Genomic DNA, 20,657 nt, shown 5'->3' on the forward strand with positions numbered 1-20,657 from the left:
AGAACGCTGTGGGAGACAGCGTCTCAACGACTGGCCTCATCACGGGCTTGGCTCATCTTGCCAGCCAGTGCCTTGAGTGCCTCATTGGCAAAAATATCTTCCAGATCAGCGGAAAGCTTGCGGCGCCAGTTGGGGTATTCGTAACTGGTGCCCGGTACGTTGACCGGCTTGTCCATCTCCAGCCAGTCTTCCAGCTGGGTACTGAACAGGGCGCAGCTGCCGCGGGACATGTGGATCTGCAGACCGTGGTTGAGTTCGGTGTTCATGCCGACCCAGTTCACGTCATGACTGATGTTGTCAGAGATGACCTTGTGGGCATGCAAGCTGTCGAGGATCCGCTGTTTGGCCTGGTGACGATCAGCATACAGAGTCTTCAACACATCTTCATCCGGATACAGACCCAGTTGACGGCCGAGTGCCAGGTCATCGCAGTGCCAGAAGCCCTTGAGGGTCGGCATGTCGTGGGTGGTCAGGGCCGACATCGCCTGCTCGGTGTAGTGTGCCGGGGAGATAAAGCCGCCATCTTCCTTGGAGCGCTCGAAGAAGAACACCTTGTAGGAGTGAACGCCGTTCTCTTTCAGAGTCACGTCGATCCCCTCCGGCACGGTGCCCAGATCCTCGCCGATCAGCAGGCACTGATTGCGGTGGGATTCGAGGGCCAGAATGCCCAGCAGGTCGTTGACCGGATAGTAGATGTAGGCGCCCTTGGCTGCGGACGCTCCGGGCGGTACCCACCACAGGCGCAGCAAGGCCATCACGTGGTCGATGCGCAGTGCGCCGCAGGAGCGCATGTTGGCACGGAACAAGTCCACCATCGGCTGATAGGCCGCTTCGAACAGCTTGTTCGGGTTCATCGGGGGCAGGCCCCAGTTCTGACCGAGCGGGCCGAGAATATCGGGCGGCGCACCGACCGAGGCTTTCGGGCAGTAGAGATCCTGGTTGGCCCAGATCTCGGTGGAGCCTTCGGAGACGCCCACTGCCAGATCCCGGTAGATCCCCATCACCATGCCGGCAGCCTTGGCACGGGCATCGGCTTGCGCCAGCTGCTCGTCGGCCAGGAACTGCAGATAGAGGTAGAAGTTGACATCTTGCGGGTGCTCGGCCATCCAGGCGGCAACGGCAGGGTTGTGGTAATCGCGCAGCTCCTGCGGCCATACCGGCCAGCCCCAAGCATTTTCGCCTTTGGCATAGAAGTGGGCCTGCAGGGCATCAAATGCTGCCTGCTGTTGCAGGCTGTCGCCACCGGCGGCCACGAAGGCATCAAAGGCGGCCTGACGCTCGGCGCCAAGGCTGGCTTCGTCGAACACCTGACGCAGCATGCCGAGTTTGGTCTGGATCACGCCGGTGTAATCGACGTTCTCTTTGGCGCGCAGATCGGCCAGATGTTGCTGGAAGGCAGGACTTGCCACTTCCGCTTTCAGGCGAGCGCTTTGCTGGAATTCGGGCACCGCTTCCACATTGATATAGGCCACGTTGAGCCAGCGACGGGAAGAGGGGCTGTAGGGACTGGCGCTCTCCGGATTGGCCGGATAGAGGGCGTGGATAGGGTTGAGGCCGACGAAGTGGGCACCCCAGGCGGCGGCTTTCTCGACCAGCTGGCCCAGATCGCTGAAATCACCGATACCCCAGTTGTGGCGGCTGCGCAGGCAGTAGAGCTGCACGCTCGGACCCCATACCTTGCGGCCATCGGCAATTGGCGCCTGCTTGTAGCAGGCTTTGGGGGCAACGATGAGGCGCATGGTGGCCAGCGGCTCGTCATTGCCCTCTTCCAGCAGTACCAACTGGTGATAACCCAGCTCCGGGGCCATATCCAGCGTGACGCGATAGGCCTGGCACTCCATCTCTTCAAATTCGGCCACGCCGACCAGCTCACCCTCGATGGGGGTAAATTGACCGGACAGCACTGCACCCTGCTCCTGCTGGAGCTGCCAAGTGAGGGCGTCGTTGACGAATTCGATGGGGAGGCGAACCTCAAGGGTAACGGCGTCGCCGGTGCGAACCACCATCACAGGATCCAGCGCCCGCAGCCAGTGCTGGCGATGCTCCTCTTCCAGCTGCTGCACCAGTGCGGCCTCGTCATCGACGCGGTAGCCCATGGCGCCCAGCATGGCGGCCTTGCTCTCTTCTGATACCTGGGCCGGGTGGCCCCAGGCATCGACATACTCGCTGGCGATACCTTTTGCGGCAGCCAGCTGTTCAATCAGGGTGGTCATAGTTTGAGAATTCCCGCTGTGGATTCTATCTATACTATTTTGTTTGATTTTTATGGGGTGGTACTTGAACAGTGGCTCTTTGGCCATGCTAAACCGCGCACATTTTTACATATCTCTGTGAATGGTTGTGTGACCGAGTAGGCACTATTGTGGATATCTGCGCGATGCCACGATCTGGCACTTTTTTCGTCAAAACGTGGTAATCAGTTACATAAACAGAAAATTAATTTCACAGTTTTTCATGATATAGCGCAATTTCAGACAGAATGTTGGTTGACTCACCGGAGAGTTCTAGTAAATTTACAAGCGGAATTTTCTTTGACTACTGAACAGTTAGGTAACTAAATATGACTATCAAAGTAGGTATTAACGGTTTTGGCCGTATCGGTCGTTTCGTATTCCGTCTGGCTTGCGAGCGTGCAGACATCGAAGTTGTTGGTATCAACGACCTGATCGATGTTGACTACATGGCTTACATGCTGAAGTACGATTCAACTCACGGTCGTTTCAACGGTACCGTTGAAGTTAAAGACGGCAACCTGGTTGTAAACGGCAAAACCGTACGTGTTACCGCTGAGCGTGACCCGGCCAACCTGAAGTGGGGCGAAATCGGTGTTGACGTTGTTGCTGAAGCTACCGGTCTGTTCCTGACCGACGAGACTGCTCGTAAGCACATCGCTGCTGGTGCCAAGAAAGTTGTTCTGACTGGCCCGTCCAAAGACGCCACCCCGATGTTCGTAATGGGTGTTAACGACTCTACCTACGCTGGCCAGGACATCGTTTCCAACGCTTCCTGCACCACCAACTGCCTGGCCCCGATCGCCAAGGTTCTGAACGATACCTTCGGTATCGAGTCTGGCCTGATGACCACCGTTCACGCTACCACTGCTACCCAGAAGACCGTTGATGGTCCGTCTGCCAAAGACTGGCGCGGTGGCCGCGGTGCTGCTCAGAACATCATCCCGTCCTCTACCGGTGCAGCCAAAGCTGTTGGCGTAGTTATCCCGGAACTGAAAGGCCTGCTGACCGGTATGGCTTTCCGTGTTCCGACTCCGGACGTGTCTGTTGTTGACCTGACCGTTAACCTGAAAAAAGCTGCCACCTACGCAGAAATCTGCGAAGCGATGAAAGCTGCTTCCGAAGGCGCTATGAAAGGCGTTCTGGGCTACACCGAAGACGAAGTTGTATCTACCGACTTCCTGGGTGAGCGTCAGACCTCCGTATTCGACGCCAAGGCTGGTATCCAGCTGAACGACAAATTCGTTAAAGTTGTATCCTGGTACGACAACGAAATGGGCTACTCCAGCAAAGTTCTGGACCTGATCGCTCACATCTCCAAGTAATTTGGGATGCGCAATCGCGTAGCTTGAAAAAGGCGGCCATTGGCCGCCTTTTTGTTTTTCGGTTTCCCCTGATGACAGGAGTCCACATGCAATCCATTCGTCCCCTGACAGCCAATTGCAAGCTTGCCAACAATGCGGCCGGTCTGCCGGTTCTCACCATTAATAACGACTATGCCAAGGCCGAGATCAGCCTGTTTGGCGCCCATGTGCTGAGCTATCAGCGTCATGGCGAGCCGGCCTCCATCTGGCTGAGTGACAAGGCGGTGCTGGATGGCAGCAAGCCTGTTCGCGGTGGTATCCCGATCTGCTGGCCCTGGTTTGGCCCGGCCCCAGCCCGTGTCGGTAGCGGCAAGCCCTCCCACGGTTTTGCCCGTACCACCCTCTGGATGCTGGACGGGGTCTCCGATCACGCTGATGGCACGCTGGTGCATCTCTCCCTGCGCGACAGCGACGCAACCCGCGCCCTGTGGGATCACTCCTTCGAGTTGGAACTGGACGTGCTGGTGGGCAAAGAGCTCTCGCTGGTGCTGACCACCCGCAACACCGGTAGCCAGCCGTTGGTCTATAGCGGTGCGCTGCATACCTATCTGACCATCAGTGCGCCGGAGGCGGTGAGCGTGACCGGTCTGGGCGAGCCCTATGCCGACAAGCTGACCGGACAGGATGCCAAGCAGCAGGGTGCATTGACCTTGAGCGGGCCGCTGGATCGGGTCTACTGGCAGCCAGAGGCGCTGGTGAGCGTGCAGGATGGTGAGCGCGAGACCCGGGTTGTCAGTGGCAACCACGACAGCGTGGTGGTCTGGACCCCCTGGCTGGAAGGGGCTACCGCCATGGCCGACATGAGCGACGATGGCTATCGCACCATGCTCTGCGTTGAAGCGGCCATCGCCGGTGATACGGGAGTGACCGTTGCGCCGGATGAAGAGCACAGTCTCTCCACCGTGATCATCTGAGCAGGATGAGGTTCAGATAAATAAAGAGGGCTCCCGCGGGAGCCCTCTTTGCATCTCATGACGGCGGCAATCAGGCGTTGCCCTGGGTCTTGAGCTTGAGTTCGGCGGCGAAATTGAGCATGCGATCGAGGGGGATCAAGGCTTTGACCCGCAGATCTTCATCGACATGGATCTCGTGGCGCTCGGCACCGTCGGTGAGGGCCTCCTTGATCGCCACCAGACCGTTCATCGCCATCCAGGGGCAGTGGGCGCAGCTGCGGCAGGTAGCGCCATCGCCACCGGTCGGTGCTTCCACCATCTCTTTCTCCGGACAGGCCTGCTGCATCTTGTAGAAGATGCCCCGATCGGTCGCCACGATCAGCTTCTGCTGGGGCAGCTCCTTGGCCGCCTTGATCAGCTGGCTGGTGGAGCCCACCGCATCGGCCAGCTCGATCACCGAGGCGGGGGATTCCGGATGAACCAGCACGGCGGCGTCCGGATTCTGCTCTTTCAGCTCGCGCAGGGCACGGGCCTTGAACTCGTCATGGACGATGCAGTGGCCCTGCCAGCGCAGCATCTGGGCGCCGGTCTTCTTCTCGATATAGGCACCCAGATGACGATCCGGGCCCCAGATGATCTTGTGACCCAGACTGTCGAGGTGTTCGACGATCTCCAGCGCGATGCTGGAGGTAACGACCCAGTCAGCCCGTGCTTTGACCGCCGCCGAGGTATTGGCGTAGACCACCACGGTATGATCCGGGTTGGCATCGCAAAACGCTGAGAACTGCTCGATGGGACAGCCCAGATCGAGGGAGCATTCGGCCTCCAGGGTCGGCATCAGCACCCGCTTGTGGGGGCTCAGGATCTTGGAGGTCTCGCCCATGAAACGTACCCCGGCGACGATCAGGGTTTGTGCCTCATGATCGCGGCCAAAGCGGGCCATCTCCAGTGAGTCTCCGACGAAACCGCCGGTGGCTTCGGCCAGCGCCTGGATCTCGGGATCCGTGTAGTAGTGGGCAACCAGTACCGCCTTGCGCTCCTTGAGCAGCGTCTTGATTTCTGTGGTCAAGGTCGTTCTCTGCTCGGCACTCAGGGGAAGAGGTTTGGCCGGAAAGGGGTAGTCCATCGCGACTACCGGCGGGACACTGCTCAGTGCATTGCTCATTGCGACTGTTCCATCAACGCTCGGGAAGGCAAAAATTATAACCAGAAGCCTGCCACAAACCCATCAACAAATCGGGTGAAGCGCAAGTGGGCGAATATACTCAAGTAATTCGTTGTTATTCTGCCATAAGGAGTTGTCGCATGAAGCAACGTTCCCTCAAGTTCAAGTTGTTGTGCCTTACCATGGGGCTATTTCTGCTGACCGGGCTGGCCATGACCCTGTTGCAATCGGCCTCTTTCGGCTCCCTTCGCAACATGGTGATGACCCAGACCAGCGATGCACTGGAAGAGGAGGTCTCCCGCAGCCTGCAGTATCAGGCAGAACGCTATGCCATTCAGATTGCCTCGCTGATGCAGAACTCCTATCAGATCCCCCTGACCGTGACCGCCCAGATTGAAGCCGGGATGGCCAAACCGGAACTGCGGTTGTCGCGCCCCCAAGTGGAATCTCTGCTCGGCAGCAGCCTGCAGCAAGCGAGTGGGATCAGCTCCATTTATGCCCAGTTTGAACCGGATGGCTATGATGGCGAGGATGGCAACTGGCTGGGCGGGGCCAGCCACTCGGTGGCAGGAAAGGGGAGTCTGGAGGTCTATTTCACCAAGGATCAGGGAGGCTCCGTCGCCCAGCAAGCGGTGGACGCCGCTGCCAGCGAGGCCAAGTTTGATACCTCCCTCAACGAGTTTGGCATTCGCAACAGCGAGTGGTATCTCTGTGGTCGCGATACCCGCCAGCCCTGCCTGATGGAGCCCTACCTCTACGAAATCAGCCCGGGCAACAAGATGCTGATGACCAGTCTGACGGTGCCCGTGCTGCGTGACGGCAAGTTTGTCGGGCTGGCCGGGGTGGATATGAACCTGCCCATCTTCCAGCAACTGGCTGAAAACCTTGGCAAGAGCCTCTATGACAACAAGGCGGATGTGACTCTGGTCAGCAAGATGGGGCTGATTGTGGGCAGCAACCGCTATGCCGACAAGCTGGGCCGTCCGCTCAAGGAGGTGGGCCTGACCCTGCCTGACGGTCGGCCGGTCAGCAGCGATAGTGACTTTATTCTTCATCAGCCCATCCGGGTTGAGGCAGCCAATACCCAGTGGTGGTTGATGATCAAGGTGCCCAAGGCGCTGGCGCTCGGCAAGGCGCACGCCATCAGCAATGAACTGGGCGCCCTGCTGGTGGATGCCCAGCGGCAGCAGATCATCGCCATGGGCGGGATTACCCTGTTGGTGCTGGGGCTGCTGGTCTGGTTTATCCAGACCATCACTGCGCCGCTTTCCCTTATCAGCCGCCATGTGGGCCACCTCTCCAGCAATGAGGGGGACCTGACCCAGCAGATGGAGATCGACACCCATCAGGAGCTGATCGATCTGGGTTCCCAGCTCAATGCCTTCCTCGGCAAGCTGCGGGGCATGGTGCAAATGAGCAAGGGGATTGGTCAGCAGGTCTACCAGCAGGCGCGGGAGATGAAACATACCGCCGACACCATGCGCAACAGTCTGGATGAGCAGAATCTGGAGCTGGAGAGCGTGGTGAGCGCCATGCATCAGATGAGCACCACGGCAGTCAGCGTGGCAGGTTATGCCGAGCAGGCGGCGCAGGAGTCGGAAGCGGCGACCCACCACATCAATACCGCCCAGCAGACCCTCAGCAATGCCCGCAACGAGATCCATACTCTGGTCGGCGATATGCATGAGGCGGACAAGGCGGTAGCGCTGGTGGCCCAGCGCAGCACCAATATCAGCCGGATCCTCGATGTGATCCGCGCCATTGCCGAGCAGACCAACTTGCTGGCCCTCAACGCTGCCATCGAAGCGGCGCGGGCGGGTGACATGGGCCGCGGCTTTGCGGTGGTGGCGGACGAGGTGCGGGCGCTGGCGACCAAGACCCGTGAATCGACCGACGAGATTGGCCAGCTGATTGGCAGCCTGCAGACCGAGGTGAGCAGCAGCCAGCGTCTTATGAATACCGGCATCGAGCGCTCCACCACCACGGTGCAGGGTACCGAGCAGGCGTTCGAGGCGCTCAATCGGGTGGTGGCCCAGATCCAGCAGATCCACGACCACATCAGTCAGGTAGCAACCGCCGCCGAGCAGCAGAGTGCGGTGAGCGATACCATCAACCAGAACCTGATGCGGATTGGCGATACCGCCAACGTGATCGGGCAGGAGGCTAGCTCCAGCCATCAACTGAGCGAAGCGCTGGAGCAAGCGGCCACGGCGCTGGCCAGTCAGCTCGATCGGCTGCGTACCTGAGTGGCAGCCAGAGAGACAAAAGCCCGCGAGCGATCGCGGGCTTTTTTATGGCTCGATGGCAGAGTTGCGTCAGTTGCGGGGTTCAACCAGCAGGATGTGTGAGTCAGCCCCCACCACCCTGACCTTGCTGCCCGCAGGCAGCGACTCGTCGCAACGGACTGTCCAGACCGTGTCGTCCAGATGTACCCGGCTGGTGCCTTGGGCGACATCATCCAGCAGGGTCAGCTCGCGGCCCATATAGCTCTGCATCCGCTCGTTGATGGTGCTGGCTGCATCCTGACCCGAGTTGTCACGCTGGTGCTGCCAGCGCCACCAGGCCCAGGTGGTGAGCAGGGATTGCACCGCAAACAGCAGCAACTGCGCCTGCCAGCCAAAGGGCCAGATCAGCAGCAGTAGCCCCACTTCCAGCGCGGCGATGCCGGTCCAGAGCAAAAAGCCCACCGAGCCGAGCACCTCGATGGCCAGCAGAATAAAGCCGAGCCCCAGCCAGTGCCAGTGGGTCAGCCCCTCTAACAGGGCTGTCATGACTTGCTGCCCTTGCCATCTTTGTTGAACAGCTCGGCCATGCCAGCCACCGAGCCAATCAGGCTGCCCGCTTCCAGCGGCATCATGATGATCTTGCTGTTGGGGCCTTCACCGATGCGGGCCAGTGCCTCGGTATATTTCTGAGCCACGAAGTAGTTGATGGCCTGCAGGTCTCCTTCAGCAATCGCCTGGGAAACCATATGGGTCGCCTTGGCTTCCGCCTCGGCTGCCCGCTCCCGCGCTTCGGCGGCGAGGAAGGCGGCCTGACGCTCACCTTCGGCTTTGAGGATCTGGGACTGCTTCTCGCCTTCCGCTTTCAGGATCTTGGACTGGCGCACCCCTTCGGCCTCCAGTACCTCGGCCCGCTTCTGGCGCTCGGCCTTCATCTGAGCGTTCATCGCCTCGACCAGGGCCAGCGGCGGGCGCACATCTTTAATCTCGATGCGGGTCACCTTGATGCCCCAGGGGGCGGTGGCGGCATCCATGGTGCGCAGCAGCTTCTCGTTGATGGTGTCGCGCTGGGAGAGCATCTCGTCCAGTTCCATGGCGCCGAGCACGGTCCGCATATTGGTCATGGTGAGATTGCGGATGGCGCTGGTGAGATCGTTGACCTCGTAACCCGCTTTGCGGGCATCCACCACCTGCACAAAGCTGATGGCGTCGATGGTGACGTTGGCGTTGTCGCGGGAGATCACCTCTTGTGCCGGGATGTCCAGCACCTGCTCCATCATGATGATCTTGTGGCCGACCCGATCCACGTAGGGGATCAGCAGGTTGAGACCCGGGGTCAGGGTGCGGGTGTAGCGGCCGAAGCGCTCCACCGTCCAGTTGTAGCCCTGCGGCACTATCTTGATGCCCGCGCTCAGGGTGGCGAGCACCAGGAACACAAAAATCCCTAGCACAATCAATGATTCGTTCATCATTTAGCTCCTTATGAAACACAGTCCCTAGCCTATGGTCTGGCGTCAGGTACCACAAGTGACTTTGTACGCCTTTGTCATGAATCGGCTTTGCTAATTACCAAAACGCATTAAAAAGCATTTTTTATTATTTTGAGGGATAAGCTGCCCTGCCTATAGTCGCCCCATATTAGTCGTGTTCCGAGGGATGGGCCGAAATGGATTATTTACCTATGTTTGCCAAGTTGGAAGGCCGCCCGGTACTGCTGGTGGGGGGGGGCGAGGTTGCCCTGCGCAAGGCGCGCCTGCTGCTGGCAGCCGGTGCCCGGCTGACCCTGGTCTCCCCGGAGCTTGAACCGGAATTTGCGGAATTTGCCGGTCGTTTCACCCATCTGGCGGAGCGTTTCAGCCCGGCCCATCTGGCAGGCCAGATCCTGGTGGTGGCGGCGACCGACAACCTCGAAGTCAACGCTCTGGTTTATCAAAGAGCCAATCAGCTGGGTCTTTTCGTCAATGTGGTGGATGACCCCAAACGCTCCAGCTTTATCTTCCCCTCGATCATCGATCGCTCGCCGCTGATGGTGGCGGTCTCCAGCGGTGGCAAGGCGCCGGTGCTGGTGCGCCTGCTGCGCGAACGGCTGGAGAGCCTGCTGCCGCGCCATCTTGGCGGGCTGACCGAGCTCTCCGGCCGGGTTCGTGACAAGGCCAAGCGGGTGCTCTCCTCGATTTCCGACCGTCGCCGCTTCTGGGAGCGCGCCTTTGCCTCCAACACCCTCGCCAGCCTGATTGAAAAAGAGGATTGGCAAGGGGCCCAGCAGTGGCTGAGCGATGGCCTCGACCAGGCGAAAAGCGAAGTAGGAGAAGTGGTGCTGGTCGGCGCGGGCCCCGGTGATCCTGGTCTGTTAACCCTCAAGGCGCTGCAACAGATTCAACAGGCTGAAGTGGTGCTCTACGACCAGCTTGTCTCCGCCGAGATCCTCGATCTGGTGCGCCGCGACGCCACTCTGGTGTCGGTCGGCAAGAAGGCGGGCGCCCACAGCGTGCCGCAGGAGGAGACCAATCGCCTGCTGGTGGACTACGCCAAGGCGGGCAACCGGGTGGTGCGGCTGAAAGGGGGCGATCCCTTTATGTTTGGCCGGGGTGGCGAGGAGCTGGAAGTGCTGGCCGACGAAGGTATCCCCTTCTCGGTAGTGCCCGGCATCACGGCTGCTGCCGGTGCCACCGCCTATGCCGGTATTCCACTCACCCACCGTGATTACGCCCAGAGCGCCGTCTTTATCACTGGCCACTGCCAGAAAGAGGGCAAGGAGCCCGACTGGCAGCAGCTCGCCGCCACCAGTCAGACCCTGGTCATCTACATGGGGCTGATGCGCTCCGAGCATATTCAGCAGCAGCTGGTGGATCACGGCAGAAGCCAAGCCACCCCCATCGTCATCATCGAGCGCGGCACCACATCCCGCCAGCGGGTGCTGACCGGCACGCTGGCGGATCTGGCGGAGCTGGCCAAACAGGCGGTGAGCCCGTCGCTTATCGTCATCGGCGAAGTGGTTGCCCTGCGCGATCGGCTCGCCTGGTTTGGAGAAAAAAGCGGGGAAAAGAGCGGCCAGCAGCTGCGCGCTAACCCGGATCTCGATGGCTGCGACCTCAAGCTGGTGCAGCTGGCCTGACCCGGAAAGAGATATTTGATGCGGTTGCCGGTGCGGCCGCGCACTGAACCACCCAGCGCCCCGAGCAGGCGCATAAGCAATGACCCGAGGACCAACATGGACCGTGAAAGATTGACCCACTTGCAGCAGCTGGAAGCCGAGAGCATCCATATCATCCGCGAGGTGGCTGCCGAATTTGAAAACCCGGTGATGATGTACTCCATCGGCAAGGACTCCTCCGTCATGCTGCATCTGGCCCGCAAGGCCTTCTATCCGGGCAAGATCCCGTTCCCCTTGCTTCACGTCGATACCGACTGGAAGTTCAAGGAGATGATCAAGTTCCGCGACGAGACCGCCAAAAAGTACGGGCTGGATCTCATCGTCCACAAGAACCCGGACGGCCTCGCCATGGGCATCAACCCCTTCGTCCACGGTAGCGGCAAGCACACCGACATCATGAAGACCGAGGCGCTCAAGCAGGCGCTCAACAAATATGGTTTCGATGCCGCCTTCGGTGGCGCGCGCCGCGACGAGGAGAAGTCCCGCGCCAAGGAGCGGGTCTACTCCTTCCGTGACAAGTCCCACCGCTGGGATCCGAAGAACCAGCGCCCGGAGCTGTGGCGCGTTTACAACAGCCAGGTCAACAAGGGGGAGAGCATCCGGGTGTTCCCGCTCTCCAACTGGACCGAGCTGGATATCTGGCAATACATCTATCTCGAGAACATCGACATAGTGCCGCTCTACTTCGCCGCTTACCGTCCGGTGGTGGAGCGCAACGGTATCAAGATCATGGTGGATGACGAGCGCATGCCGCTGACCGCCGAGGATGAGGTGAAGCAGGAGCTGGTGCGCTTCCGCACCCTCGGTTGCTACCCGCTGACCGGGGCCATCGAATCCGATGCCACCACCTTGCCGGAAATTATTGAAGAGATGCTGCTCACCACTTCGAGCGAGCGGCAAGGGCGGCTGATTGACCACGATCAGGCCGGCTCCATGGAGCAGAAGAAGCGTCAGGGATATTTCTAAGGAGTCGTCAGCATGAACAGCCATATTCAGACCGCCATCACCGAACAGGGCATCGAAGCCTATCTGCACGCCCAGCAGCACAAGAGTCTGCTGCGTTTTCTCACCTGCGGCAGCGTGGATGACGGCAAGAGCACCCTTATCGGTCGCCTGCTGCACGACTCCCAGCAGATTTATGAAGATCAGCTCAAAGCGCTGGAGTCCGACAGCCAGAAGCTCGGCACCACCGGCGAGAAGCTGGATCTGGCGCTGCTGGTGGATGGCCTGCAAGCGGAGCGTGAGCAGGGCATCACCATCGATGTGGCCTACCGCTACTTCTCCACCGCCAAGCGCAAATTTATCATCTCGGATACCCCTGGCCACGAGCAGTACACCCGCAACATGGCGACCGGCGCCTCCACCTGCGATCTGGCCATCATATTGATCGACGCCCGCAAAGGGGTGCTGGATCAGACCCGCCGCCACAGCTTTATTGCGAGCCTGCTCGGCATCAAGCAGTTCGTGGTAGCGGTCAACAAGATGGATCTGGTGGAGTTCAGTCAGGAAGTATTCGAGCGCATCAGCGCCGATTACCGCGAGTTCGCCAAGAAGCTCAGCGTCGATACCATCCATATCGTGCCGGTCTCGGCGCTGGACGGTGACAACGTGGTCAACCAGAGCGACAAGCTGGCCTGGTATCAGGGCGAAACCCTGCTCTCCCTGCTTGAAACAGCTGAAGTGGAGCGCGAGCTGGAGCGCCACCCGGTGCGCCTGCCGGTGCAGTATGTGAACCGCCCCAACCTCGATTTTCGCGGCTTCGCGGGCACGCTCGCCTCCGGCATCCTGCGGGTGGGCGACAAGCTGGCGGTGCTGCCGTCGGGCAAGGAGAGCACAGTGACCCGCATCGTCACTTTCGACGGGGATCTGGAGTACGCCCTGCCGGATCAGGCCATCACGGTCACCTTCGCCGACGAGATCGACATCAGCCGCGGCGACCTGCTGGTGGATGCCACCAAGCAGCCGCAAGTGACCCAGAACCTGCTGGCCCATATCGTCTGGATGGGGGAGGAGTCCCTGCAACCGGGTCGGGTCTACGACGTCAAGCTGGCCACCAAGAAGAGTCGCGGTCAGGTGGAGGCCATTCGCCACCGTATCGAGATCAACAAGCTGGACGAGCTGCCCGCCTCCGAGCTCAAGCTCAACGAGATCGGCCTGTGCGAACTGAGCCTCACCGACCCGGTGGCGTTTGACCCGTATCAGGAGATCCGCGATACCGGCAGCTTTATCCTGATCGACCGGCTGACCAACGTCACCGTCGGCGCCGGCATGATAGTGGAAGGCTTGGCCGCCAAAGCGGTAAAAGGGCACTACAGCGAGTTTGAGATCGAGCTCAACGCCCTGGTGCGCAAGCACTTCCCGCACTGGCAAGCCCTTGCCATCGGTAACGACACAAGCAAGGAGTAAGCCCATGACCTGGCAACAATTCCTGGTGCTGGGTCTGCTGGCTGCTCTCGTGGCCCTGCTGATCCAGGGCAAACTCCGCCCGGCGCTGCTCTTCTCGGGCGCCGTGCTCATCACCTACCTGAGCGGACTGGCGGATATCAATGCCGTGGTGGCGGGCTACACCAACAGTGCCCTGCTGACGCTGGTGCTGTTGCTGCTGGTGTCGCTGGCGGTGGAGAAGACCCGCATCATGAGCTGGTTCGCCAATCTGGTGGGCACGGGGTCATTCAACAAGGTGCTGGTGAAGGTGTGGTTCTCCACCGCCTTCCTGTCTGCTTTCGTCAACAACACCGCCGTGGTGGCCTCCATGCTGGGAGCGGTCAAACGCAACCCCAACCATGCGCCATCGCGGCTGCTGCTGCCCATGTGCTTCGCGGCCACCTTTGGCGGGGTGCTGACTCTGATCGGCACCTCCACCAACCTTATCGTCAACAGCTTCCTCATCAAGATGGGGGCGCCACCGCTCGGCATGTTCGACTTCTTTATGGTGGGAGCGGGCACCCTGCTGACCGGTCTGGTGGCCGTGCTGCTGTTTGCCCGTCACCTGCCGGAGCAGGATACCGAGATGAGCCGCGAATCCGGCTATTTTCTCGAAGCCAAGGTGGGCGCCGGTTCGCCGCTGGCGGGGCGCAGCGTCAAGGAGAACGGCCTGCGCAGCCTGAAAAGCCTCTATCTGGCGGAAATCATTCGCGGCGATCAGGTGATCTGCCCGGTGCAGCCGGAACATGAACTGCACGAAGGGGACGTGCTGCTGTTTTGCGGCGATGTGGAGAGCGTCGGCGTATTGCAGGAGATGAAGGGGCTGGATCTCTATGGCCAGCACCGCCTCAACGGCCAGCATCTGGTGGAGGTGATCGTCAGCCACAGCTCGCGGCTGGTGGGTCAGACCATCAAGGATGCCGAATTTCGCACCCACTTCGATGCGGTGGTGCTGGCGGTGCGCCGCGGCGAAACCCAGCTTACCGGTGGCCTCGGCCAGATTGAACTGCACGCCGGTGATACCCTGCTGCTGGCCCCCGGCCCCCAGTTTGCCCGCAACAAGTCGCTGGGGCGGGAGTTTGTGGTGGTGAGCGGGCTGGAAGCCTCCACCCGTCTCGATGGCAAGCGCAGCGCCGCCGTGGTGCTGGGCTTTCTCGGGGTGCTGGCGCTCTCGGTGTTCGATCTGGTGCCGCTGTTCAAGGGGTTGCTGCTGATGCTGGTGGCGCTGCTGCTCACCCGCATTCTGACCCTGGACGAGATCCGCCGCCGCTTCCCGCTCGATATCTGGCTGGTGGTGGGCGGGGCGCTCGCCATCGCCGATCAGCTGGAAAAGAGCGGACTGGCCAAGCTTATCGCCGACTGGCTGATGGGGGAGTTCAACGGTGCCAGCCCCATCATCGCCTTTATCGGTATCTATCTGTTTACCCTGGTGTTGACCGAGTTGATGAGCAACAACGCCGCCGCCGCGCTGGCCTTCCCCATGGGTTACCAGCTGGCGCTCAGCATGGATGTCTCGACCATGCCGTTTATTCTGGCGGTGCTGTTCGGGGCGAGCTCCAGCTTTATCCTGCCCTACGGCTACCAGACCAACCTGATGGTCTATGCCGCGGGCAACTACAAGATGCCGGACTACCTCAAGCTGGCCCTGCCGGTCTCGCTGGCCTATAGCCTCGGGGTGATTGTGATGGTGCCCCTGTTGTTTCCGTTTTAAGGCGTAAATGCCAATCAAGGGGTGTTGGATGAGCAATACCATGGCACCAGCACGTTGTCTGCGGATAGTCCGAGGCGGCTCCCCGTGGTGCCGGACAGTTTAAGTTTTGAGGCGTGAGCGCCAATCAAGGAGTGTGGGATGAGCAATATCGTGTGGCACAAGCATGCCGTCGACAAACAGAGCCGGGCCGAATTGAAAGGGCAAAAGTCGCTGCTGATCTGGTTTACCGGGCTCTCTGGGGCGGGCAAATCGACCCTGGCGGGGGCGCTGGAGCAGGCGCTGGCGGCACAAGGCAAACACACCTATCTGCTCGATGGCGACAATGTGCGCCACGGTCTCTGTGGCGATCTCGGTTTCGATGATGCTGCGCGGCAGGAGAATATCCGCCGGGTTGGCGAAGTGGCAAAACTGATGGTGGATGCGGGACTTATCGTGCTCACCGCCTTTATCTCGCCGTTCCGTGCCGAGCGGGCGCTGGTGCGCAGCTTCTTGGGCGAAGGGGAGTTTGTCGAAGTCTTTGTCGATGCGCCGCTCGCCATCTGTGAAGAGCGCGACCCCAAGGGGCTCTACAAAAAAGCGCGAGCGGGGGAAATTCGCCATTTCACCGGTATCGACTCCGCCTACGAGGCGCCCGAGCAGCCGGAAATTCATCTGCTTAATGCCGGTAAACCGGTGGAAGTGCTGGTGGAGGAGTTGCTGACTGCGCTAAGGCAGCGGGGGTTAATCGGCTGATATCGATGTGCGTCGCCGAGCATTTATAGCAGGGGGGGCGTTTGCCCCCTCCTATTATTTTTCCAACTATTTATTTTCGTCTACGGGCCTCTGTTTTCAAGGGAGTTACCTAGAGTTAAAAATGTACTTGCTATGCCAATATATCCTTGAGTTTTTCTGTAAGAATCTCTGAACGCTTTGTTATAAACTCATTGAAGTTTGATAATTTTAAACTGACATCAGGGATATGGTGGTTTTCTAAGAACTCTTTTTTAGGTTTTGATTCTAACTCTTTAGTGATCCATGATTCTAAGTCATCATTGTTCTTTGACATATTTTCATTGGCATCCAGCATTTGCAGGTTCTTTATAGAATTGTAAGTTTGCCAGCCGAATTTGTGTTTATCATCTTCATTTAACTCATCATACTTTGATGCGGGATGTAAGTGATCTTTATGAAAATCGTTGTTTTTATAATCCAGTTGTGGAAAGAGAAGTGCTAATAAAGAGAATGCATATCGATCATCTTTTTGAGTCAATAATAACTCTTCAATAAATTCAATGCTGATGCCTGTATCCTTACGGATTTCTTTATTTATTTCTTTTGCAGGGAATTCAACGATGGATTCTGACATTGGTGCAGTGACGACATTATCCGTGAAAGCCCTACGAATTTGATTTAAAACACTATCTGAAGTGCCACCGAATAGTTTTTTAACAAGCGAGACATGAAGCCATTTTTTAATAATTATTCTGTCGTTAGAATATTCGCTTTTCGTATGAAAACCTTTATATATCTTGCGGTGGTATATGTAGTATATTATTGGGATTAGTGCATTTTTTGACGTTAGTGTGGAATCCGTAAAGCCAAGTGATTTCGTAAAGTCGAAAGAAGATAAAATTGCATCGCGAATATTATCCCATTCCTTCTCAAAATCTTCTGCATTTGACTTTGAAAAGTTTGTTACTTTAAATTTTATATCTTTGCTATGAAGGTAAAGAAATACTTTAAGAATAAAGTCTTTTGATATTGAAAATCCTTTATCACGAACAGTATCAACCAACCCGTGTATTTCTTTTCGTGCATCCTTTCTCAACCAGTGTGCAACGGCAATAGACATTATTAAATCAGAGAAATTTAAAGGTTCTCCACCACTATTTATTCTTATGAAAATATTTAGGGCCTTATCTATCTCCTGTTCTGTTTCTAGAAAAAAGTTAACAATTTGTTTAGAGTGAATCACATTTTTAAGGGTAGAGAGACTTCTATATGAAAACTCATTTTTTTTAAGCCCATACCTATCTAGGTATTGATTGAACTCAAAGTCATCAGAGAGGCCGTAAATCTCTGATACACGAAACCACTTACTCTCATTAGCTGAATATTCTGAATCAGTAAGGAACTTAAATTCATATATCCTACCATCCTCTTCATTTTCAAGAGGTGTTGTTACGTTTAAATATAATCTTCTAGTTGGATATACTCTTTCTGAATTCTCCTCTTTTAATCTTGGTATTCGATAAGCATAGCTACCTCTCAACCCTATATAGAGAGAGGTCAAGCGTTGCTGACCATCCAATACGGCAGTGAAGTCATTATGACCAACAGTGTTGAATTCTTCATTATGAGTTTTATAGCGTTGCTTATATTCCTTTAAGAATTGATAAAATTTGAAATCTTGCTTGGTCTTACCCTCCACTCGCCAAAATAAAAAAGAGCTGATAGGGTAATTTCTCATTATAGAGTCAAACAACCACTCTATCTTTTCATGATTCCATTCAAACTCCCGTTGAATAGACGGCAATAAGTAGCGATTTTGTTCAATATTATTAATGGCTTCTGCAATAGTGATTGGTGTTTGGAAGGACATATTCACTCCATGTAAAGGTTTCAATATATAATGCAGTGCTACAGTAGCGCAATGACTAATTACGTCTGTTGCACGCATGCTCGTAAAGCATCTGCAATATCCCTCCTATTCATCGTTATATAGTAACCATCTCGGTCAATCAATTCGTAATCCATGGAGCCACACCAACGATTAATTCTCCCATAGCCTGGAGCTCGTGGCATTATTCCATCTTTGCCAGGAGCACAGTGTTTGGCTAGATTCATGCGGAAAATCTCTATCATTCGATAAATGGGCTCAATATTTCCCCACGTTTCTTCTATTTTATTTCTGTAAGTCGAGTCGTCTTTAAATCTTAACAATTGCTTCTTTCTAGTTTCTATAGTTAAATTAATAGGGTCATCATAAGAGAATCCACTAATTTTTGGTTCAATTCCACCATTGTCGAATAGCTTGCGAAATTGAAACCGATGGTCTCTCCACATTCTCAGAACTTCATATAAACCATAAATCCACATTTGAGACATTGCCGATACGGCCATAGCCGATTCAGTTGGTGTTTTTTCGAGATTAAACCATTCTCGTAAGAGCGCGTATTCATATTCAGTTATAACTGAGTCGACTACCCCGATATTTATCGCCTGCATTCCAAGATAGAGGTCATCTTCAAAAAATGGGAGCCACTTAATACCCGTTGTAATAATGTTGAAATCTAATTGGTTCCATCCAATATAGGGAATGTTGTCATGAACTTCGTAATCGTGATGATCGTCCATCATCTCTCCTTGTGGCCTAATGATGGTTATCTCGTCTGTTGGGCTTGGCCACGTTCTGCACCAAACTGAAAAACCACGCTACCGCCCCTGAATTCCAGCCTCCAGTTTGCTGCTTTTGACCTGTGATTTGGCACTGGCTTGGCTCATGGCTGACTCCTGCGAGAGGTTGCCAAGCGGCTATGTTACCGAACGGGGCTGGGGTGAAAAGCGCAAGCGGGCGGTTTTCTGAGCAAGATCAATAAATTAGTCAGTAATGGGTTTGAATGTGGTCGTTCAACCGTTTGGGCCCATCAGCGCAGGGGAAAATCGGACAGTGAAACGGCAGTGTCGCCTTTTGCTGGCGGGCATTAAAAAAACCTATGGGCCTGCGGGCCCATAGGGTTTTTTTGGGGTGATTGTTTGGGTAGTGGTTATCTGGCTTGGCGAACCGGCACGGCGCGGGTGGTGGCCACTTCGTAGCGGCTTTGGGTGGCCGGAGCCCCTTTCTGGAACTGGCGCACCAGCCGGTCGAGATCGCTCAACTGGTTGACCAGCTGGGTGATGCCGTGCACGGCGTGCTGGCTGCCGACACTGGAGTCATCGGCCAGGGTCTTGATGCTGAGCACGTTGCGGTTGATCTCGGCGGTGACGTGGAACTGCTCCTGCACCGCCTGGGCAATCTGGCCGCTGCCGGAGGCCACCTGCTGCAGCATATCGTTGATCTGCTGCAGGATGGTGCCGGTTGCCGAGGCTTTTTGCTGGCAGCTCTCGGAGAGTTGGCAGCCCTTCTCCATCGCCTGCTCTGCATCCCCGGCGCTGGTTTGCAGTTCGGTGATCATCTTCTGGATCTCGCTGGTCGAGGATTGGGTCTTGATGGCGAGCGTGCGGATCTCGTCAGCCACCACCGAGAAGCCGCGACCCGCTTCGCCAGCCCGGGCCGCTTCGATGGCGGCGTTGAGGGCCAGCAGGTTGGTCTGGTTGGCGATGTTGTTGATTACATCGAGGATGCCGTCGATATCGCGGCAGTGGCCGACCAGCGCACTGATCACGCTCTTGGAGGTGGTCAGCTCGCTGTTCATGCCTGCCACCGCGGCCACGGTTTCGGCCTGCTGCTGTTGCAGGTTGTCGGTGATGGATTCGGCGTTGCGCAGATCCCCTTCGGCGGCCTGCAGGATCTTGCTGCAAGTCTGCTGGGTGCGGGCCAGCACGGCGTTGAACTCGGCCTGATTCATCACCATCGAGAGTTCGATGGCGGCTATGTTGTCCACCTTGTTGGTGTAGAGCAGCTGCATCAGCGGGTTGTCAAAGCGGCTGCGGGCCATCTTGTTGAGCTTGCCGAGGCGGCGGGAGAGGGCATTCAGGGTGATGGCCGCTATCGCCAGCGGCAGGGCGACCAGCGTCAGTTGCCAGTTCATGTCGTGGTTGTAGCCCAGCGCAAACATGGCGAGCAGGCTCAGCAGCAGGCAGAGGTTGATGGTCAGGGTATGGGAGAAGGTGGGCAGCTTGAGCGCCAGCGGCAGCTTGTTGTTGCGAAGGTCGGCATAGACCTTCTCGGCCCGCTGTTTGATCTCCTCGCTCGGGGCGGTGCGTACCGACTGATACTCCACCACCCGGCCGCTGGCATCCTTGATGGGGGTGACAAAGGCGCTGACCCAGTAGTGATCGCCACTCTTGCAGCGGTTTTTCACCGGCCCCATCCAGCTCTTGCCTTCGCGAATATGGTTCCACAGATCGGCAAAGGCCTGTTTCGGCATGTCAGGATGACGCACCAGATTGTGATGTTCCCCCACCAGCTCGTCGAGCTGGAAGCCTGCAATCTCGCAGAACTCCTCGTTGGCGTAGGTGATGCGGCTCTCCAGATCCGTGGTGGAGATGAGGCTCTGGTGGTCTGGATAGAGACGTTCTCTTTGGGTAACCGGTTGATTGATTCTCATGGCCTTGCTCCCGAGCTGTGATGGTTAAATTTTGATCTGAATCAAGAGGTGTGCAAAGGGCGGGCCAGCTGGCAAAAGCTAATGATTGATGTGTTATTAGTGCCGTTTTGGCAGGAAAAGATCGTTGTTGTTTGCAATATGCAACGGATCTGACGGGGTGGGCCTCTGCGGCATCTGCAATTTGCAACCTATTCTGGACAAGCCCATAAGCTTGGAGCCAGCAGCTTGATGCGAAGGAACCACG

Annotated in this window: 15 protein-coding genes; 8 read left to right on the forward strand and 7 right to left on the reverse strand. The window is 57.0% G+C overall.

Translation table 11 applies throughout. From position 1 onward, the window contains the following. Positions 1–23: 23 nt before the first annotated feature. Positions 24–2,213 (reverse strand): 4-alpha-glucanotransferase, encoded by a 2,190-nt coding sequence (gene malQ, locus AB5Y90_RS00105; protein WP_042079982.1) that lies wholly within the window; start codon positions 2,211–2,213, stop codon positions 24–26. A gap of 347 nt (positions 2,214–2,560) precedes the next feature. Here malQ and gap point away from each other — a divergent pair, with 347 nt between their 5' ends. After that, positions 2,561–3,556, forward strand: coding sequence for a type I glyceraldehyde-3-phosphate dehydrogenase (gene gap, locus AB5Y90_RS00110; RefSeq protein WP_005335708.1), 996 nt, complete (start codon positions 2,561–2,563; stop codon positions 3,554–3,556). Positions 3,557–3,642: 86 nt separating this feature from the next. Next, on the forward strand, positions 3,643–4,509 hold the full coding sequence (locus AB5Y90_RS00115) for a D-hexose-6-phosphate mutarotase (protein ID WP_043821739.1): 867 nt from the start codon (positions 3,643–3,645) through the stop codon (positions 4,507–4,509). Positions 4,510–4,579: 70 nt separating this feature from the next. Here the strand turns inward: AB5Y90_RS00115 and nadA are convergent, their stop codons facing one another. Then, complete coding sequence (gene nadA / locus AB5Y90_RS00120; RefSeq protein ID WP_368166379.1) at positions 4,580–5,653, reverse strand: quinolinate synthase NadA; 1,074 nt, start codon at positions 5,651–5,653, stop codon at positions 4,580–4,582. 140 nt (positions 5,654–5,793) lie between these two features. Here nadA and AB5Y90_RS00125 point away from each other — a divergent pair, with 140 nt between their 5' ends. Continuing rightward, complete coding sequence (locus tag AB5Y90_RS00125) at positions 5,794–7,899, forward strand: methyl-accepting chemotaxis protein (protein ID WP_368166380.1); 2,106 nt, start codon at positions 5,794–5,796, stop codon at positions 7,897–7,899. Positions 7,900–7,968: 69 nt separating this feature from the next. Here AB5Y90_RS00125 and AB5Y90_RS00130 read toward each other — a convergent pair whose 3' ends face one another. Both AB5Y90_RS00130 and AB5Y90_RS00135 read right to left on the reverse strand, forming a co-directional pair. Further along, positions 7,969–8,424 (reverse strand): NfeD family protein, encoded by a 456-nt coding sequence (locus AB5Y90_RS00130; RefSeq protein WP_005354718.1) that lies wholly within the window; start codon positions 8,422–8,424, stop codon positions 7,969–7,971. After that, on the reverse strand, positions 8,421–9,344 hold the full coding sequence (locus AB5Y90_RS00135) for an SPFH domain-containing protein (protein ID WP_005335703.1): 924 nt from the start codon (positions 9,342–9,344) through the stop codon (positions 8,421–8,423). Before AB5Y90_RS00135 ends, AB5Y90_RS00130 begins: the two co-directional genes overlap by 4 nt. Positions 9,345–9,541: 197 nt before the next feature. Between AB5Y90_RS00135 and cysG the strand changes: the two genes are divergently transcribed. The 5 genes from cysG (at position 9,542) to cysC (ending at position 15,896) form a co-directional block, all read left to right on the forward strand. Further along, positions 9,542–10,990 (forward strand): siroheme synthase CysG, encoded by a 1,449-nt coding sequence (gene cysG / locus AB5Y90_RS00140; RefSeq protein WP_368166381.1) that lies wholly within the window; start codon positions 9,542–9,544, stop codon positions 10,988–10,990. A 72-nt stretch (positions 10,991–11,062) separates the two neighbouring features. Next, the gene (cysD, locus tag AB5Y90_RS00145; RefSeq protein WP_368166411.1) at positions 11,063–11,995 is read left to right on the forward strand and encodes a sulfate adenylyltransferase subunit CysD; all 933 of its coding nucleotides are present in this window, start codon (positions 11,063–11,065) and stop codon (positions 11,993–11,995) included. A gap of 12 nt (positions 11,996–12,007) precedes the next feature. Further along, the gene (gene cysN, locus AB5Y90_RS00150) at positions 12,008–13,435 is read left to right on the forward strand and encodes a sulfate adenylyltransferase subunit CysN (RefSeq protein ID WP_368166382.1); all 1,428 of its coding nucleotides are present in this window, start codon (positions 12,008–12,010) and stop codon (positions 13,433–13,435) included. Between the two features lie 4 nt (positions 13,436–13,439). Next, positions 13,440–15,164, forward strand: coding sequence for an SLC13 family permease (locus AB5Y90_RS00155; protein ID WP_040068267.1), 1,725 nt, complete (start codon positions 13,440–13,442; stop codon positions 15,162–15,164). Between the two features lie 138 nt (positions 15,165–15,302). Then, entirely contained in the window at positions 15,303–15,896 is a 594-nt protein-coding gene (gene cysC / locus AB5Y90_RS00160) for an adenylyl-sulfate kinase (RefSeq protein ID WP_368166383.1), read from the forward strand. 130 nt (positions 15,897–16,026) lie between these two features. Here cysC and AB5Y90_RS00165 read toward each other — a convergent pair whose 3' ends face one another. The 3 genes from AB5Y90_RS00165 to AB5Y90_RS00175 all read right to left on the reverse strand — a co-directional run bounded on the left by AB5Y90_RS00165 (position 16,027) and on the right by AB5Y90_RS00175 (position 20,413). Further along, entirely contained in the window at positions 16,027–17,745 is a 1,719-nt protein-coding gene (locus AB5Y90_RS00165; protein WP_368166384.1) for a DUF262 domain-containing protein, read from the reverse strand. A 59-nt stretch (positions 17,746–17,804) separates the two neighbouring features. Next, positions 17,805–18,503, reverse strand: coding sequence for a hypothetical protein (locus AB5Y90_RS00170; RefSeq protein WP_368166385.1), 699 nt, complete (start codon positions 18,501–18,503; stop codon positions 17,805–17,807). A gap of 407 nt (positions 18,504–18,910) precedes the next feature. Beyond that, positions 18,911–20,413, reverse strand: coding sequence for a PAS domain-containing methyl-accepting chemotaxis protein (locus AB5Y90_RS00175; protein ID WP_368166386.1), 1,503 nt, complete (start codon positions 20,411–20,413; stop codon positions 18,911–18,913). Between the last annotated feature and the right edge of the window lie 244 nt (positions 20,414–20,657).

The sequence above is a fragment of the Aeromonas sp. R4-1 genome, assembly GCF_040908325.1.
Classification (GTDB): Bacteria; Pseudomonadota; Gammaproteobacteria; order Enterobacterales; family Aeromonadaceae; genus Aeromonas; species Aeromonas veronii.

What these genes read in the sequence shown, in the direction of transcription:
- malQ (WP_042079982.1), bottom strand. Translation starts at nt 2,213, where the DNA reads ATGACCACCCTGATTGAACAGCTGGCTGCCGCAAAAGGTATCGCCAGC.
- gap (WP_005335708.1), top strand. Translation starts at nt 2,561, where the DNA reads ATGACTATCAAAGTAGGTATTAACGGTTTTGGCCGTATCGGTCGTTTC.
- AB5Y90_RS00115 (WP_043821739.1), top strand. Translation starts at nt 3,643, where the DNA reads ATGCAATCCATTCGTCCCCTGACAGCCAATTGCAAGCTTGCCAACAAT.
- nadA (WP_368166379.1), bottom strand. Translation starts at nt 5,653, where the DNA reads ATGAGCAATGCACTGAGCAGTGTCCCGCCGGTAGTCGCGATGGACTAC.
- AB5Y90_RS00125 (WP_368166380.1), top strand. Translation starts at nt 5,794, where the DNA reads ATGAAGCAACGTTCCCTCAAGTTCAAGTTGTTGTGCCTTACCATGGGG.
- AB5Y90_RS00130 (WP_005354718.1), bottom strand. Translation starts at nt 8,424, where the DNA reads ATGACAGCCCTGTTAGAGGGGCTGACCCACTGGCACTGGCTGGGGCTC.
- AB5Y90_RS00135 (WP_005335703.1), bottom strand. Translation starts at nt 9,344, where the DNA reads ATGAACGAATCATTGATTGTGCTAGGGATTTTTGTGTTCCTGGTGCTC.
- cysG (WP_368166381.1), top strand. Translation starts at nt 9,542, where the DNA reads ATGGATTATTTACCTATGTTTGCCAAGTTGGAAGGCCGCCCGGTACTG.
- cysN (WP_368166382.1), top strand. Translation starts at nt 12,008, where the DNA reads ATGAACAGCCATATTCAGACCGCCATCACCGAACAGGGCATCGAAGCC.
- AB5Y90_RS00155 (WP_040068267.1), top strand. Translation starts at nt 13,440, where the DNA reads ATGACCTGGCAACAATTCCTGGTGCTGGGTCTGCTGGCTGCTCTCGTG.
- cysC (WP_368166383.1), top strand. Translation starts at nt 15,303, where the DNA reads ATGAGCAATATCGTGTGGCACAAGCATGCCGTCGACAAACAGAGCCGG.
- AB5Y90_RS00165 (WP_368166384.1), bottom strand. Translation starts at nt 17,745, where the DNA reads ATGTCCTTCCAAACACCAATCACTATTGCAGAAGCCATTAATAATATT.
- AB5Y90_RS00170 (WP_368166385.1), bottom strand. Translation starts at nt 18,503, where the DNA reads ATGATGGACGATCATCACGATTACGAAGTTCATGACAACATTCCCTAT.
- AB5Y90_RS00175 (WP_368166386.1), bottom strand. Translation starts at nt 20,413, where the DNA reads ATGAGAATCAATCAACCGGTTACCCAAAGAGAACGTCTCTATCCAGAC.